Raw genomic sequence first — 16,323 nt, forward strand, 5'->3', positions numbered from 1 at the left:
CATGACTACCGCTGAGCGGGCCAGGGACTGCCGTCATCGTCCGGCCTATGTCCTCGGAGTGGGTCAGGACCACCCTTCGACGGATATTGTGCAGGCCGATTTTATGACCGGGCCAATAGGGGCTAAAGTATCCGGAGAGGAAGCTCTCCGGATGGCCGGGGTTACTCTTAAGGATATTGATGCCTGTGAGATATATGACTGTTTTACCTATACCGTTGAACTGAGTATGATGGGTTATGGTTTCTTTGGTCCCGGGGAAGGGCGTGATTTCTTCGCCAACGGCCGGACGGCGCCGGGAGGGGAGCTACCAGTAAATACCTCCGGGGGACTGCTCTCTGAGGTTTATCAAATGGGATTTACCCCTCTTACCGAGGCCGTAGTCCAGTTGCAGGGCCGGGCCGGGGAGAGACAACTGGGACCCACTACCAGCACTAAAGAGCCGGAGATTATCCTGGTCAGCGGCAACGGCGGGGTACTGACCACCCACTCGACTGTTATTTTAAGGAGGTAACGCCAGTGCTCACCTATGAAAAGCCTTTACCCGGCCCGACGCCGGATACCCAGCCATTCTGGGATTACTGTAAAAAGCATGAGCTGAGGATGCAAAAGTGCGCTCAGTGCGGTCATATCCGCTATCCGCCGGGCATTGTTTGTCCCCAATGTCATTCCATGGAAGCTGAGTGGGTGAAGCTAAGCGGTAAGGGTAAGGTCTTCAGTTTCGTGGTTTTCCATTACGTGTATAATAAGGCCTTCAGCGGGGAGGTGCCTTATGCGGCGGCTTCAATCGAGCTTGAAGAAGGGCCGCGTATGATGAGCAATATCACCGGCTGTAAGCTCGATGACATCAAGATCGATATGCCGGTAGAAGTTTACTTTGAGGATGTGACTGATGATTTTACCCTGCCCAAGTTTAAGCCCGGGGCATGAGTCTCAATATCACCGCTGAGAGCGCTAACCCCACAACCGTATACCCCCGCCGATGATAATCAGCAGCATGCCGACAGCGATGGCGATTAGTCCCCCGATATTCAGCGCCCCGAATTGAGGGCGCGGCGGCCAGTGCTCCAGAAATTCCCTTCCATCAGGGCGGGTAGACATGGAGTCATAGTAGCCCTTCTCCTCATGCTTGCCCCAGATAATCGCCGCCACGCCGAGGAGAATGAACAGCGCCCCCATTCCTATTAGGACCAACCAGTCATACTGAGTCATTTCTGACCTTTAGTACCAGAGCGGGATTACTCGCTTATCCCTCTGGTACCCGGGTAACCAGCATCAGGTTGCTGAACAGGCGGGTTGCCTTCGGAGTTAGGTGATGTCCGCAGTAGCTCCGGCTTCCTCCAGCTTCTTCTTGGCGGCAGCGGCTTCATCTTTGTTGACCCCCTCGACTACCGGTTTGGGGGCACTCTCTACCAGGTCTTTAGACTCTTTCAGTCCTAAGGAAGTCAACTCCCGCACCACTCTAATCACGTTAATCTTGTTAGCGCCGACGTCTTTGAGGATAACGTTGAACTCGGTCTTTTCTTCTTCCGCCGGGGCGGCTGCAGCGGATGGCGCTGCCATCGCGCCGGCAAATACCGGTGCCGCCGCACTAACTCCGAACTCGCTTTCCAGAGTTTTAACCAGCTCCGCCAGTTCCAGCACAGTCATATTTTTTATCGTCGCCATGATATCGTCGATGGCGGCTGTCTTTTTCTTGCTCTCCGCCTTGGCCTTTTTCGCCGGCTCCTTGGCTGTTGCTTCGGTCTCGTTTTCTTTTGCTTCCGCTACGCTCTCTTGCTCAGTTGTTGCTTCGTTTTCTGACATCTTACTTTTCCTCCAGTTGCATAATTCTCGCTTGTAACACCCCCGCTAGTCCTCTTAGAGGACTGCTGAGGCAGACGACTAATGATGAAATAGGACTTTGCATCTGACCCAGGACTCTGGCCAGCAGTATCTCCCGCGATGGTAGTTTAGAAAGGGTAACCACTTCCTCTGCGCTGAGTAAACGGTCACCGGTGAACCCTCCCTTGATGGTTAGGCTCGTATTGGCGGTGTTGACATATTCTGTGATGACTTTGGCTGGTACGGTAATATCACCATAGCCAAAGGCGATCGCTATCGGGCCTTCCAGTGAGCCGACCAGTTCTTCTTGTCCGGCCCTCTCCGCGGCAAAACGGGCCAGGGTGTTCTTGACTACTCTGTAGTCACCGCCTGACTCAAACAGCTTGCGGCGTAGAGCGGTCAGCGCGGAGGTTGTTAGTCCACGGTAGTCAGTTAGAATGCTGATGCTGCTCCTGGCGAATGCCTCTTCCAGGCTATCAATGATTTGCGCCTTTTCCTCTTTTTTAGACATCTCTAATCTCCCGACTGTCGCTGGTAAATACTCTCTCCAAAAATAAAGTCCTTCTGCCGTTTGCACAAGGACTTCCGCTAGATACCCTGAATTCTTTTGATTTACTACAAACTAGCGTTATCTTATCCTCGGCAGGTATATATTTAAGCCTGAACCGGCCCCTGCTGTCTCAGGATATTTCAAATCTTTTGTACTATCCCGTCACTACCTCTTTATTCTATATTCAGGGACTACTTTAGCAGTTAGAGCGGAAAGTGTCAACTGGAACTTAAAGATAAAGTGGGCCTGAGGTCGAGATTTATGCCCGGGCCCATAGTGGTGGTCAATGAGGCGGTTTTAATATACTGCCCCTTGGCTCCGCTTGGTTTGGCTTTCATCACGGCTTCAACTACGGCGGACAAATTATCCAGCAGTTTCTTGTCTTCAAAGCTAATCTTACCCAGAGCCAGGTGGATGATGGCTGTTCTGTCTAACTTGAATTCTACCCGGCCCTTGCGGGCTTCTTCAATTACCCTGGGTAAGTCACCGGCGGGGACCACCGTGCCTGATTTAGGGTTAGGCATCAGGCCCCTTTTCCCCAGGATTTTCCCCAGTTTACCTACCTTGCCCATCATATCGGGGGTAGCAATCGCGGTATCGAAGTCCAGCCAGCCATCCTCGATTTTCTTTATTGTTTCATCATCGCCGATAAAATCGGCGCCAGCCGCTTCAGCGATTTTTACCGCTTCACCCTGGGAAAAGACCAGGACTTTCACCGGCTTGCCCAGTCCGTGGGGCAGCAGGGTAACGCCACGCACTTGCTGGGTAGCGTTACGGGGGTCCAGTCCCATGCGAAGGTGAAGCTCAACGGTCTCGTCAAACCGGGCATGGGACATTTTTTTGGCCAGTTCAATGGCCTCTTCAGGAGGATAGACCTTTGTTTTGTCGCGTAATTTAACGGCGGCTTCGTATCTTTTACCAGCTCTGACCATCTTCTTCTCCTACTCTATCTTAATGCCCATGCTCCGGGCGGTACCTTCAATTATGCGCTCTGCCGCCTCACTGTTGTTAGCATTGAGGTCTTTGGCTTTGAGCTGAGCTATTTCATGTAGTTTTTCACGGGATAATGTGCCTATCCCCGCTCGTCCGGCAGTAGCGGCGCCTTTTTCTACGCCCAGCGCCTTCCGTAATAAATCAGTGGTGGGGGGCGTTTTGGTAATAAAGGTGAAAGACCTGTCGTCAAAAATGGTTATCTCCGCCGGGATAATGGAGCCAGCCTGTGCGGCAGTGCGCTCATTGTATTCTTTGCAGAAGGCCATGATATTGGCTCCGTGCTGACCTAATGCCGGGCCTACCGGCGGCGCCGGATTTGCCTTGCCGGCGGGAATTTGTAATTTAACTATGGCTTTAACTTTTTTGGCCATTCCTCGCTCCTGACTATAAACTTAATGGATTAAAGCTTTTCAACCTGTAGAAAGTCAAGTTCCACCGGTGTTTCGCGTCCGAAAAGGGACAAGAGCACCTTTACTTTGCCCTTTTCGGTATTTAGCTCATGGGCTATTCCTACAAACTCGGCAAAGGGACCATCGGTGACTCGTACGCTCTGTCCCAATCTGAAACCGACTTTCACCCGGGGCGCTTCCGCCGTCATCTGTTTCAAAATCCGTTCAATTTCTTCTTCGCGTACCGGAACCGGCTTATTCCGGCTGCTGATAAAACCGGTAACTCCGGGAGTGTTGCGGACTATATTCCAGCTGTGGTCGCTCATATTCATCTGAACCAGAACATAGCCGGGTAACGTCTTCCTGGCTATGGTGCGCCTCTGCCCGCTTCTGACTTCAATCTCTTCTTCTGTTGGTACAATTACCTGGGCAATCTCATTATCAGAATCCATGAGTTTGATACGTTGTTCAAGATTCTTTTTAACGCGTTCTTCATGCCCTGAGTAGGTGTGGATTACAAACCATTTTTTGTCGTTATCGTTCACCGCTGCCATCACTCGCAAAATGATTTTTCGTATCGAGACACAGCCTGTTACTCGAATTGAAAGACTTTAAGATAACAGGAAAGTTGATCAAGCTTCTACCCACCAATAAAAACATCATTGACCAGCCGGGTGAAAGCGTAATCGACAATTCCGAGGAGCACCCCTGCAGTAATGGAAACTATCAGTACCAGGACCGTCAAGTAGGCAACTTCCTGCCGGCTGAGCCATACCACCTTCTTCAGTTCAGCTATGGTATCGCTGATGAACCCCAATCCGGGGCTGCTTCCTTTTGTTTTGGTGCTCCGGCGGTTTGTCATTGAAAACAGTCCGTCCGCTTCTGGCTACGGTGATAAGTAAACCCTCTGGAATTTTTGGTGAAACTGGATCCTCTTATCTCCAGGTTGTGTTGCTGTGGATATTTCATATTTTCGTGCTTTATCTTGTCTCTCGATGAAGATTATGGCTGTGGCAGCGAGGACAGAATTTCCTGAGCTCCAAACGCTGGGAGTCATTCTTCCGGTTCTTGGAAGTCGTATATGTCCTCTCCTGGCATACGGTGCAGGCCAGGTGAATAATGGTTCTGGTCTCAGATTTTCTTGCCATCTCTATTCAATAATGCGAGTGAAAGTTCCCGCGCCGACTGTTCTGCCACCCTCGCGTATGGCGAAGCGCAAACCCGGTTCCAGGGCTACCGGGTAAATGAGTTTTATCTTCATTGTTACGTTGTCACCGGGCATTGCCATCTCCATCCCTTCCGGTAGCTCGATAGTGCCGGTAACATCAGTAGTCCTGATGTAGAACTGAGGTTTATAGCCGTTAAAGAAGGGAGTATGCCTTCCCCCTTCATCCTTGCTCAAAATGTAAACCTCACCTTCGGCGTAGGTATGTGGCTTGATAGAACCGGGAGCAGCTATTACCTGACCGCGCTCAATGTCCTCACGGTCAACGCCTCTGAGCAAAATACCTACCGCATCCCCCGGCTCACCCTCGTCCAGCAATTTATGGAACATCTCCAGACTGGTGGCTACTGTCTTTTTCGGCTCGTGATGCAGTCCTACGATTTCAACCTCATCCCCGGGCTTAATCACGCCTCTCTCGACTCTTCCGGTGGGCACCGTGCCCCTGCCTTTGATGCTGAAGACGTCCTCTATCGGCATCAGGAACGGCTGGTCTTTAGCTCGTGTCGGTGTGGGAATATATTCGTCCACGGCGTCCATTAGCTTCCAGATGGCGCCGCACCACTGGCATTCCCTTTTACCGCAGCCACATTCAAGGGCTTTTAAGGCGCTTACCCGTACAACGGGCAGCTCAGCGCCGGGAAACTTGTATTTGCTCAGCAGCTCTCTTACTTCCATTTCGACCAGTTCCAGTAGCTCCTCGTCATCCATGGCGTCTACCTTGTTAAGGGCAACAACCATGTAAGGTACCTCTACCTGGCGGGCGAGCAGGACGTGTTCTCTGGTCTGGGGCATCGGGCCATCAGGAGCGCTGACGACCAGTATGGCGCCATCCATCTGGGCGGCGCCGGTAATCATGTTCTTGATAAAGTCGGCATGACCTGGGCAGTCGATATGGGCATAGTGTCTCTTCTCAGTTTCATACTCAACATGGGCGATGGCTATCGTTACCCCCCGGGCTCTTTCTTCAGGAGCATTGTCGATACTATCAAACGAGCGGTACCCGGTAGTGGGGTATGCCTTGGATAAGACTAAAGTTATTGCCGAGGTTAATGTGGTCTTACCATGATCAACATGACCAATAGTACCAACATTGCAATGGGGTTTAGTCCGTGTATATTTCTGTTTAGCCATTTTCCCTCCCTTTATTCTGAGCCCACAACCAGATTCGAACTGGTGACCCCGTTCTTACCAAGAACGTGCTCTACCTGCTGAGCTATGTGGGCACACCTATCGAAGCTAATTGTAGGGAAAATACAATGAAAAGTCAACCTATACAGGTCACATTGTTATAAAAATGTAATCTTCCCCGCTATCATGAGGTCGCTAATCGAGGATGGAACACCGAATGCAGGCATGAGGCCAAATCTCGGGCGACGATATGAAACTAGCTTTTATAGATTAATGTGTTTCGGGTGGTTTTGTCAAGTGTACCTGTTCACATGACAAGTTCTTATCATAGTAATTATTGACGCGCAAAAAGAGGGGCGGATTAGATTATCGACGTCTCTTAGTTTAATACTGAGGGCGGAAAGGGATCATTATTTTGAGGTGATGGGCGAAAGCCGCCACAACTGGCCGCTCTTACCCTTCAAGGTGGTCGCCCGTATCTCATCTGACACCGTGATGATGTCCAGCTTCATATTACACAGCTTCTTGAATGCGGCGCGGAATAAAGCAGCCGCGGGCAGGGGTCTCAGCGGGTTCTGGGCATGGCGAGCATCGAACATGGGAAACCATGACTGCATGACAGCCTGCTTCATCTCATAGACCATCTCGTTATCGGAAATTTTGTGCAGCTGCGTGTCACTGGAACCAACCCGGCGCAGGTAGTCGGCTATGGCGTTACCCACAGTGAGAGGGTCCCCCGCCGGGATATTTAGCTGCTTCTGAATCTCGTCAAAGACCAGATCTCCCTTGAGCCACCGGGCTTCTTCCAGTTTAGCTCTTCCCTCCGCGGTATTGCCGAATAGTTCATTTAAGGCTATCCAGGTTGCGCCTATCTCAAGGGCAAAATACTCAGTGTCAATCTTGGATGTGTCCACGGTTTTCCCTCCTTGCCGGTACTTACGCCACTGGCTCAGCGATGGCTTTTGGGATAATCCCTCTCCGTTCCAGTTCCCCGGCTACAAAATCAAGGCCGGCTTCTGCCAGGGCTTCTCTCATCGGGATGCCTTCCGGGTCGCAACCCATTAACCGGTTAGTCTCTTCCAGCATCTTAACAAGCTTATCGTAATCACCGGAGAAGAACTGTTCTTGCAGGTCGCTCGCTCTCATTCTTTCACCCAGGATGCTATTATAGGCGCGCAAAATTAGTCTCGTCCTGCGGGCATATTCCCCCATCTTATTTTCGTCCAGGTCCAACCCGGTAGCATAGGCCAGCAAGGCCATCTGTTCCCGGGGCAGGGTCAGTGCTGATCCTCTGCCGACAGTGGTAAAGTGGCAGAGACCGCTGCAATCCGCGAGGTCGCAGTCCTCGGCGTCGTAGGCTATCGTCTTGCTCAGCATCTCAACCGTATCGGAAGGAAAGTCCTTTTTCCACTCCTCAGGGTATGCCCAGTATATCGAGTCCACACTTTTGTCCCTGGGTCGTTTCGCCAGCATCTCGTAGCTAACGTTGCCCCATGGGGAGCTGTCCTGCCGGTCGTTGAGAATATGCTTAACTGATTGCGAGTAATCCCGCATGGGACGTCCCCGGGGTTCAAGCTTTCTGACATGGTAAGCGTATCGCTCAGCCCCACGGCCAATCTGTTGAGCTGCTTCATAGATACCGTTAGCCAGTATATCACCGATGCCTTCCCGGTGAGCAATCTTCTCCAGGAGGGCAGGAATAACCTCCGGGTTACCCCATTCCAGGTGAAGACCGTCAGTATCCTCTTTGGTTAAAATGCCCTTCTGGAAAAGGTCGATAGCGAAACCGCAGATGGCTGCCGATGAATTATCGTCAAGACCGTATTTTTGTATCAGGGCAATGCAGCGGAAATTAAAGTCGAAATCCTGAATATCGGCGGCACCCGTAAAGCGGTGACGCGACCGGCATTTCAGAAAGATGGTTTGCCCGTCAGGGAGATGAGCCGAGTTGATGCAGGTCCGGTAGCAGTCAGCACAGCCGACGCTTACCGTACCGCCATTCTTGGACAGGCTCTCATTGTAGAGTTGGTGCGTATTATTCCAGTCTCTCACCTCTTCCATATTGCGGTAGAAGGTGTCTTTGGCCAATCCTCCTTCCTCACCTCCACCTCTGGATTGCCTGAAATAAGCCGACTTCAGCCGGATCCTGTCACGCAGCTCAATGAACAAATCCGGGCTGGCGATAGCTAAATCTCTGGTGCCGCGGACAGCGATAGCCTTCAGCTTCTTGTCCCCCATCACGGCGCCCAGCCCGGTCCGGCTCATGCTGCAGCCGGGGCCGTGCTCAATACTGGCACAGTAGACCTTGTTTTCTCCGGCGGGGCCGATGCACATAATCTGGAGGTCATCGTCATTCAGTTCGGCGCGTAGCAGGCGCTGTGTCTCATGGACGGTCTGTCCCCAGAGATGGCTGGCCTCACGGATCTCTACTTTGTCATCATTGATGTATAGATACACCGGGCCGGGTGATTTCCCTGAGAAGGTCAGCGTGTCATAGCCAGCGTGTTTGAGTTCGGGTCCCCAGTGCCCGCCCATCGTGGAATAGGTAAGATAATTGGTGTGGGGAGACCGGGAAACCAGACAGGTCCGGTTAGCACTGGATGCCCCGGTGCCGACAAGAGGGCCAGCGCCAAATATGAGCAGGTTTTCCGCTGAAAATGGTCCGGTTTCCGGGGGAACCCTGTCCCAGAACATTCTGGTCATCAGTCCACGTCCACCTAGATAGGCTTCATACTGGGCGCGGTCTCCCTCGTTTTTCTTGACGGTTCCTCGTGACAGGTTGACTTCCAGGTTAGTACCAGCCCATCCGTACCACATGATTTACCTCCCAACTGCTCGTGCCTCAACAAAGCTGCAGTTCCGTACAAATCACCCCGGCTTCACAATAATATTATGACCGTCTGAGAAAATTCCGTCAAATGAAGGAGGTAATGGTCTGGTCTGCAGCTTTATAGAGGGGGCGGTTTCAACGTTCCCGCCCCCTCTTCTGTTACGGGCTCTAATATCCCAGCGATTTCTTTAGCGCCTGGTCATACCAGACGTGCTTGATGAAGTTCCCGTAGTCACTGCGTCCGGTTACCGTTTCACCGGAGTATCCCTTTACCCACGGTTGCCAGAGCTGATACTGGTACGGGGCGGGCAGCCATACTTGCCAGGCCTTTTCCATAACATAGGAATGGAATTCCTTCAGGGGTGACCAGATTGCCGGTTCGTTAAGAATAAAGTCCTTCATAACTATTTCACGCACCCGGAAAGCCTCTTCGTCCTCAATCAGCTGGGCGGAATCCGGCTGGGTCCAGTAGTGAAATGAGTATGGTGTCCAGTTACCGTAGCGGGACCAGTACGCTTGCGGTACTGTGGCTCCCGTCTCTGCGGTCATTGAGGTGAAGACTTTATCTTCATGCACCTTGATTTCCAGGTTAACGCCGACTTGCTCCCAGTAGAATTTAACCACGGATAACAGGTCAACATCATACAATACTGAGGTATCTACCTGTATCGTGAAGCCGTTGGGGTAGCCGGCCTCAGCCAGCATCTTCCTGGCTTTTTCCGGCTGGTATGTGTAATAGTCCTGGACAGACTGGGGCAATTCGTTAAGCGGGGTGTACATTGATGCCCAGTCTGGGGCGGGGTACGTTGGCGCCGCCAGAATCTCGGCGGAACCCGCATAGTAGTCACTCTTTACGGCTTCCCGGTCTATCGCCATGCCGAGGGCCTGCCTGACCTTCTGGTCATACCAGGGTAACTCCGGATTGTTCATCATGAAGAAGAGCGTCGGGATACCGGAGAAATTAAGGATCTCGCGGAACTTCATCTCCGGCCTGCTGTTCTTTAAGCTCAGCATATCATCACGGCTGATCAGATTGGTGGCATAGGTGAGGTCAAGCTTGCCGGTGCGTGCTCCGGCGATGATGGTGGACATGTCTTTCAGGTAGAGGAACTTGACACCGTCAAGATAGGGCAGTTTATTCTCCGGGAAGAAGGGGTCCGCTGCCCAGTAGTTCGGGTTCTTGACGAAGGTTGCCGAACTGCCTGGAACATAGTCAACCAGCATGAACGGGCCGGTGCCCACGGATGTGTTCCACTCGCGCAAGACACCGTATTTCTTGACGACTTCAAAGGCGGTTATTTTCGTCCAGTCGCCGGTGACGCTCATATTTACGTCCACGTATCCGGGCGTGGTCTTGATTTCAACCGTGTATTTATCCAGTGCCGTCACGGAGACCGGCCACTCATATGGCTGCAATCGGGGACGAGCGTGAGAACCGGGAATATCTTCAAACCGGCGATTGATGGAAAATACGACGTCATCGGCGGTCATTTCGCGTCCGCCTACCAGCCGGCTGGCCTCGCTGTTGGGGTCAAGGGCGAAGTGGACTCCCTTGCGGATATGGAAGATGATGGTCTGGTCATCAGGTATCTCCCAGCTTTCGGCCAGTAGACCGGTGTGGAAGGTGAAAGGTTGCATACTGAAAATAGCGCTGTATTCGCCGGTACCACTCGGGCCTCTTGCCCAGTCAGCCTCGGCCAAATCCTCATGAGTCAGTCCCCCGGCGACATTGGTCATCGGGGAAACCGTGACCGGGTCAAAGTTTCCCTGGTCGCGGTAGGGAAGCAGGGTGAGTGTACCGCCATACCTGGGTTTTTCCACCATCCTGCCCAGTGAGTCCTGTGCCATCTCGGCTCCTGTTGGCACTGTGGGGGTTGTTGGCGTGGTTGGCGTGGTGGGTGTAGTGGGCGTGGTTGGCGTAGTGGGTGCAGTGGGCGCAGTGGGCGCAGTTGGTGTGGTAGGTGCTGGAGGGGCGCAAGATGCCAGCACTAGGGATAACACCATTAAGCAACTGACGAGTAACCAGACAATTTTCCTTATCATTCCCTTTCTCCTTGCCATAATTTATGATAGAGTTTTTCTCTCTTTACTACACTTAATAAATACAGAATTAGCTGAAAAATAGGATACGGTCGTTTAGACTATAATACTACAACATAAAACATGTCAAGTTAAAAGAGGAGATATTGATAAATCAAGCAAATTGGTATGTTGTGTAAGCAAAATAAACAATCTGGATGACAGACAATTATGCAAACTCCAAGGCATGGAAAGAGTCCATCGGGAACATCCAGAGTGTATGCAAATCTATTGATTATGCCCACCTCAGTTAACTGTAGCCCGGTCTGCCTGTTCTTGACCGGTTTGTGACCCAAGCAATTATAGTGAAGGAGGTTAAGTGGTCTCCCTTTCTAATTGTATTGTAATCCATAGGGATAGACCACAGGCGGCTAATCGTGTTATTATCGGTGTGGTGGTCAGCCGAGAGGTAATGGAGAGATAGAAGACGGGATGCAGAAGAGAATTGACGAGCTGCGCAAGCTGAAAGAGACCGCGGCCCTGGGAGGGGGAGCGGAGAAGATAGCCCGCCAGCATGAAAAGGGAAAGCTCACCGCGCGGGAGAGGATTGATCGTCTGCTCGACCCGGGAAGCTTCGTAGAAACCAATATGCTGGTGGGGCATGCCGTGGGTGCTCCGGCTGACGGAATCGTCGTCGGTCACGGGACGGTGGACGGGCGGAGAGTCTGTGTTTATGCCCAGGACGCTACTGTTCTGGGAGGTTCGATTGGGGCTTTGCACGGCTACAAGATGTATACCACCGTTGAGCTGGCTTTACAGATGGGAGTGCCTGTTATCGGTATGCTGGACGGGCCCGGCCGGCGGGGTAATAAGCTGGACGCGTCTTTACGGATTGACGAACCGGGTGGCGTTGATGTCGTCAAATACCGTGAAGAGAAGGACGGCAGTTCCATTTTCTTCCCTAACACCCAGGCGTCAGGGATAATCCCGCAAATCTCGGCGATTATGGGCTCCTGTGCGGGTATCTCCGTCTATTCCCCGGCGCTGACCGATTTTGTATTTATGATTGATAACACCAGCCATATGTTTATCACCGGGCCGCGTATCGTGAAGTCGGTAATGGGTGAAGAGGTGACCATGGAGCAACTGGGTGGGGCTAAGGTTCATGCTCAGATTTCGGGACTGGCTTCTTTCCGAGTTAAGACCGAGGATGATTGCTTTGCGCAAATGAAGAAGTTACTGAGCTTCCTGCCGTCAAACAGTGCTGAGAGTCCGCCGCGGCAGGATAGCGGAGATGACCCGGAGCGGCGGGACGATGCTCTGGCGGAGCTTGTCCCGGTTGATTCGCGAAAAGCTTATGATATGCGCCGCGTAATTAAGAGTATCGTCGATAAAAGCGATTTTCTGGAGGTAAAAGCGGAGTTCGCCCCGGAAATAATCGTGGGGTTCGGCCGGCTGGACGGATATCCGGCGGGGATTGTGGCTAACCAGCCGATGGTGCGCGCCGGCAGCCTGACAGTGAACAGCTCCAACAAGCAGGCCCGTTTTATCAGGTTCTGCGATGCCTTTAATATCCCACTTGTTTTCCTGGTGGATACACCGGCTTACATGCCGGGTATGGAGCAGGAGCACGGCGGCATCATCAACCATGGCGCCAAGGTGCTCTATGCTCTGGCTGAGGCTACTGTGCCCCGCGTTGCCGTGGTGATTCGGAAGGCCTATGGAGGCGGCGCTCTGGGTATGGGGGTGGTGCCGGGGATGGGAACGGATTTTATCTATGCCTGGCCGATAGCGGAGACGGGGGTAATGGGAGCGGAGCAGACGGTAGACCTTTTCTACGCCGATGAGATTGCCCGCTCAGATAAACCGGAGCAGCTACGGGAGCAACTGGTCAAAGAATATACCGAGCGGTATGCCAACCCGTTCTTTGAAGCCTCGATACGTACTCACATTAAGGATGTCATTGAGCCCAGGGATACGCGGTGGCAGATAATAAAGAGCTTGCAGCTTTTACGAAGTAAGAAGGTTGTACGCTACCCGAAACGGCACGGCAATATTCCCCTGTAAGCGGGCAGGGAATATGGAAGGTGGTAAAGAGAAATGTTTGACCGGAAGAAGCTGGATGAGATCGAAAAAAAGAGAAAAGAGTGGCAGGAGGGGCCGCTAAAGAAGTCGCTGGAGCGCTTCGGCGTTGATAAAAGCCCTAACGAGTTCTATTCTCCGCTGGATATCAAAGACCATGATTTCCTGGAGAAAGAAGGCTTTCCGGGTACTTATCCTTTCACCGCTGATATCTATCCCAGCGCGCCTCCCGGCAGTACCCACCTCCCCGGCAGCGGGCACCTGATGAGCGGCGCCGGTCTGGTACGTGCCGGGCAGTATTCCGGATACGGTACCGCGGAAGATACGCGTGACTACTATAAAAACGAGATAGCCCGCGGACGGAGGCAGGGGCCGAACCAGGCCTTCGACCTGCCGACTCAGATTGGCTACGATTCTGACGACTCTCTGGTGCAGGGAGAGGTGGGCAAAGTGGGCGTGGCGGTGGACAGCCTGAGGGATATGGAGATAATCTATGAGGCGTTTGTCGGTGATATGGACCTGGATAAGATTGCCTCTAACTGGACGATAAACGGCCCGGTGAATGTTATCCTGGCGATGTACATTGCCCTGGCGGAGAAACGGGGAATCCCTCAAGGCAAGCTGAGAGGTACCCCCCAGAATGACATCCTGAAGGAGTTTATCGCGCGCGGCACTTACATCTTTCCGGTCAAACCGTCGATGAGGATGGTGCGGGATACCATTGTTTACTGTAGTGAGAACATGCCCCTGATGAACACCATCAGCATCTGTGGTAATCACATGCGGGAACAGGGAGCCACCGGTGTTCAGACGCTGGCGTTCACCCTGTGTAATCTCATCGCGTACATTCAGATCGGGATTGATGCCGGGCTTGATGTCGATGAGTTTGTCCCCCGCTTCAGCGCCAACCACCTCAGCGGGAGCATGGACTTTTTCCAGGAGATTGCTCTGCAGCGGGCCACCCGGCGGCTGTGGGCGAGGACGATTAAAGAGCGGTTCGGGGCGAAGAACCCCCGTACCTGCCTCTACCGTCCTTCCCAGTGGGCACGCCAGGGAGATTATAGCTGTACTGTGCCGCGCCCGCTGAATAACTTCACCCGGGCGGTAATCGGCGGTATTGCCGGTGCCCTTTCCGGCGGCAATCCCGGGGTTGTCCCGCCCTATGATGAGCCTCTGGGGTTGGGCTGGAGCCGGGAAGCCCTGCAATTAAACGAGGACGCGCGCCGTATTATCCAGTATGAGGCTAAATTATGTGATGTGACCGACCCGCTGGCCGGTTCTTACTATGTCGAATCGCTGACCGACAAGATAGAGCATGAGGCGGAGGAACTGATTAAGAAAGTGGACGGCATGGGGGGTGTGGTGCCGGCTATCGAGAATGGCTTCGTTCAGCAGGAGATAGCCAGGAGCGCTTACGAGTACCAGAGGCAGGTGGAGAGCGGGGAGAGAATAATAGTCGGCGTCAATGCCTTTACCGGTGAGCAGGAACTGGAGGTATTGACCAACCGGCTGGTACCGTATCCCTATGATGCGGAAAAGCGCGCCCGGGCTGAAGAAAGGCAGATAGCCAGTCTGTCCGAGGTAAAACGGAATCGTAATAATCAGGCGGTGCAACAGGCATTGGGACGAATAAAGGAAGCCGCCCAGGATGAGAAGGCGAACCTGATTCCTGTTTTTGTGGAGGCGGTCAAGGAGTATGCTACCCTGGGCGAAATCTGTGGCGTGCTGCGCGCTGTTTTCGGCGAGTATCAATTCAGGGACTAGTGTGGTGTAACGCATTATTTTTCGCTCAAGAAGTGAAACGAATCGTTCTCCAATAAAAAGCACGTTACTCGTGTTGTCATTGCGAGGAGTCCGCCTCTGGTGGACGACGTGGCAATCTGGGGGTAAGGGATAATTCCGCCCCGCCCAGATTGCTTCGCCTTCCGCCTGCGGCGGAATGGTCTCGCAATGACAGCCGTGGCGGCAGCGTAACTATAAGTGTTACTTGGTACTAGTGTAATAGCACAGAGATTACTTTACAATGATTGTACCCATATTGTCATTCCCGCGAAAGCGGGAATCCAAGGGGTGGGGTTGAAGACTGGATTCCAGCCTTTACCAGAATGAAAGGATATTTGACTTCGCACTGTAACCAGTTTAATGTGTCTGCGATACACTAGATTGCGGAGGGCTTGACATGGCTAATGGAAGAAAAATCAAGGTCTTACTGGCAAAAACGGGACTGGATGGACACGACCGCGGTATCAAGGTATTGACCATGGGGCTGCGGGATGAAGGTATGGAGGTAATCTATACCGGTATCAGGCAGACACCGGAGAAGGTAGCTCAAACGGCGGTTCAGGAGAGGGTGGACGTGGTCGGTCTGAGTTCTCTGTCGGCGGCGCACCGGCATCTCTTCCCGCGGGTAGTCGAGCTGCTGCGGGAAAGGGGGGGCGGTGATACACTGGTTATTGCCGGTGGTATCATCCCCGAAGAAGATGTTTCTTTTCTCAAGGAAAAGGGGATTAAGGCGGTATTTGGCCCGGGAACGTCAGTTAAAGCGATCGCCGATTTCATCAGGGAACACGTAAAGCAGCCTGAAACGGAAGCTTCTAAACGGAACTGAGATATGATGGATGATAGTCCTACCGTCGGTCTGCCGGAAGCCGCTACCTAATACCCCTTACTTAGTAACACTTGTATTTGAGGAACGAGGCTGTCACTGTGAGATCATTATGACGGAAGTCGGAAAGCGAGGCAATCCGGATTTGTTGTATCTTGGCAGAGATTGCTTCGTCGGCTCCGCCTCCTCGCAATGACATCCTGCGCGATGTGCCGGAATGGAATGAAACAGATAAACAAACGCTATTTACGATGCACCACACTAGATAACGCCCTGCTGCCTGAGTTCCGCAATCTCTTCCGGCGAGTAGTGCAGCAGTCCGGATAAAATCTCTTCGGTGTTTTCCCCCAGCCCCGGCGGGGCGGTGAACACTTCCTGTTCAATATCGGACATCTTGATGGGGTTGCCCAGGATCTTCAGTTTTTTGTCGCCCTTATAGTCAATTTCGACGACCATATTGCGGCTGAGCACCTGGGGGTCGGAGAGCGCCTTGTCGACGGTGTTAATCGGGCCAATCGGGATACGTTTCTCCAGCAACTCCAGCCATTCCTCTCCGGTCCGGGTCAGGAATACCTTTTCCAGGATTTCATAAAGCGCATCCTTGTTGTGAAAGCGGTTCTCCCTGGAATTGAAGCGGGGGTCTACGGCCAGTTCGGGCTGTCCTATAGCTTCAACCAGTGA

The 16,323-nt window shown here is 52.6% G+C and carries 18 protein-coding genes, 1 tRNA gene and 1 other annotated feature; of the genes, 5 read left to right on the plus strand and 14 right to left on the minus strand.

Features of this window, described 5'->3' with window-relative positions; all coding sequences use genetic code 11:
* Both Q8Q07_01515 and Q8Q07_01520 read left to right on the plus strand, forming a co-directional pair.
* Positions 1-511 (plus strand): thiolase family protein (locus tag Q8Q07_01515; protein MDP3878969.1); only part of this gene is annotated, 511 nt, incomplete at its 5' end.
* Positions 512-516: 5 nt separating this feature from the next.
* The gene (locus Q8Q07_01520) at positions 517-927 is read left to right on the plus strand and encodes a Zn-ribbon domain-containing OB-fold protein (protein MDP3878970.1); all 411 of its coding nucleotides are present in this window, start codon (positions 517-519) and stop codon (positions 925-927) included.
* Positions 928-951: 24 nt separating this feature from the next.
* On the opposite strand, the gene Q8Q07_01525 is transcribed toward Q8Q07_01520, so the two are convergent.
* From Q8Q07_01525 to Q8Q07_01585, 13 genes are all read right to left on the minus strand, one after another.
* On the minus strand, positions 952-1,176 hold the full coding sequence (locus Q8Q07_01525; protein MDP3878971.1) for a hypothetical protein: 225 nt from the start codon (positions 1,174-1,176) through the stop codon (positions 952-954).
* A gap of 129 nt (positions 1,177-1,305) precedes the next feature.
* Positions 1,306-1,677 carry a 50S ribosomal protein L7/L12 gene (rplL, locus tag Q8Q07_01530; GenBank protein MDP3878972.1) on the minus strand — a complete coding sequence of 124 codons (372 nt, stop codon included), beginning with the start codon at positions 1,675-1,677 and terminating at the stop codon, positions 1,306-1,308.
* Between the two features lie 127 nt (positions 1,678-1,804).
* Entirely contained in the window at positions 1,805-2,332 is a 528-nt protein-coding gene (rplJ, locus tag Q8Q07_01535; protein MDP3878973.1) for a 50S ribosomal protein L10, read from the minus strand.
* A gap of 32 nt (positions 2,333-2,364) precedes the next feature.
* Positions 2,365-2,524: a sequence feature (ribosomal protein L10 leader region), on the minus strand.
* A gap of 65 nt (positions 2,525-2,589) precedes the next feature.
* Complete coding sequence (rplA, locus tag Q8Q07_01540) at positions 2,590-3,303, minus strand: 50S ribosomal protein L1 (protein ID MDP3878974.1); 714 nt, start codon at positions 3,301-3,303, stop codon at positions 2,590-2,592.
* A gap of 9 nt (positions 3,304-3,312) precedes the next feature.
* Positions 3,313-3,735, minus strand: coding sequence for a 50S ribosomal protein L11 (gene rplK / locus Q8Q07_01545; protein ID MDP3878975.1), 423 nt, complete (start codon positions 3,733-3,735; stop codon positions 3,313-3,315).
* 29 nt (positions 3,736-3,764) lie between these two features.
* The gene (gene nusG / locus Q8Q07_01550) at positions 3,765-4,307 is read right to left on the minus strand and encodes a transcription termination/antitermination protein NusG (GenBank protein MDP3878976.1); all 543 of its coding nucleotides are present in this window, start codon (positions 4,305-4,307) and stop codon (positions 3,765-3,767) included.
* An 86-nt stretch (positions 4,308-4,393) separates the two neighbouring features.
* Positions 4,394-4,615, minus strand: coding sequence for a preprotein translocase subunit SecE (gene secE / locus Q8Q07_01555; GenBank protein MDP3878977.1), 222 nt, complete (start codon positions 4,613-4,615; stop codon positions 4,394-4,396).
* Positions 4,616-4,733: 118 nt separating this feature from the next.
* Positions 4,734-4,901, minus strand: a complete 168-nt coding sequence (rpmG, locus tag Q8Q07_01560; protein ID MDP3878978.1) for a 50S ribosomal protein L33 — start codon at positions 4,899-4,901, stop codon at positions 4,734-4,736.
* 2 nt (positions 4,902-4,903) lie between these two features.
* Entirely contained in the window at positions 4,904-6,109 is a 1,206-nt protein-coding gene (gene tuf / locus Q8Q07_01565; protein ID MDP3878979.1) for an elongation factor Tu, read from the minus strand.
* Positions 6,110-6,128: 19 nt separating this feature from the next.
* A tRNA-Thr gene (locus tag Q8Q07_01570) sits at positions 6,129-6,201 on the minus strand.
* Between the two features lie 315 nt (positions 6,202-6,516).
* Positions 6,517-7,020, minus strand: a complete 504-nt coding sequence (locus tag Q8Q07_01575) for a hypothetical protein (GenBank protein ID MDP3878980.1) — start codon at positions 7,018-7,020, stop codon at positions 6,517-6,519.
* A 22-nt stretch (positions 7,021-7,042) separates the two neighbouring features.
* Positions 7,043-8,923 (minus strand): aldehyde ferredoxin oxidoreductase N-terminal domain-containing protein, encoded by a 1,881-nt coding sequence (locus Q8Q07_01580; GenBank protein MDP3878981.1) that lies wholly within the window; start codon positions 8,921-8,923, stop codon positions 7,043-7,045.
* Positions 8,924-9,104: 181 nt separating this feature from the next.
* Entirely contained in the window at positions 9,105-10,979 is a 1,875-nt protein-coding gene (locus Q8Q07_01585; protein MDP3878982.1) for an ABC transporter substrate-binding protein, read from the minus strand.
* A 468-nt stretch (positions 10,980-11,447) separates the two neighbouring features.
* Between Q8Q07_01585 and Q8Q07_01590 the strand changes: the two genes are divergently transcribed.
* The 3 genes from Q8Q07_01590 to Q8Q07_01600 all read left to right on the plus strand — a co-directional run bounded on the left by Q8Q07_01590 (position 11,448) and on the right by Q8Q07_01600 (position 15,645).
* Positions 11,448-13,022, plus strand: coding sequence for an acyl-CoA carboxylase subunit beta (locus Q8Q07_01590; protein MDP3878983.1), 1,575 nt, complete (start codon positions 11,448-11,450; stop codon positions 13,020-13,022).
* 33 nt (positions 13,023-13,055) lie between these two features.
* Positions 13,056-14,801, plus strand: a complete 1,746-nt coding sequence (locus Q8Q07_01595) for a methylmalonyl-CoA mutase family protein (GenBank protein MDP3878984.1) — start codon at positions 13,056-13,058, stop codon at positions 14,799-14,801.
* 415 nt (positions 14,802-15,216) lie between these two features.
* On the plus strand, positions 15,217-15,645 hold the full coding sequence (locus tag Q8Q07_01600; protein MDP3878985.1) for a cobalamin B12-binding domain-containing protein: 429 nt from the start codon (positions 15,217-15,219) through the stop codon (positions 15,643-15,645).
* Positions 15,646-15,903: 258 nt separating this feature from the next.
* On the opposite strand, the gene Q8Q07_01605 is transcribed toward Q8Q07_01600, so the two are convergent.
* The coding region (locus tag Q8Q07_01605) for a CoA transferase (GenBank protein MDP3878986.1) at positions 15,904-16,323 on the minus strand (420 nt) is incomplete at its 5' end.

The sequence above is a fragment of the Dehalococcoidales bacterium genome (assembly GCA_030698765.1).
GTDB lineage: Bacteria > Chloroflexota > Dehalococcoidia > Dehalococcoidales > UBA2162 > JAUYMF01.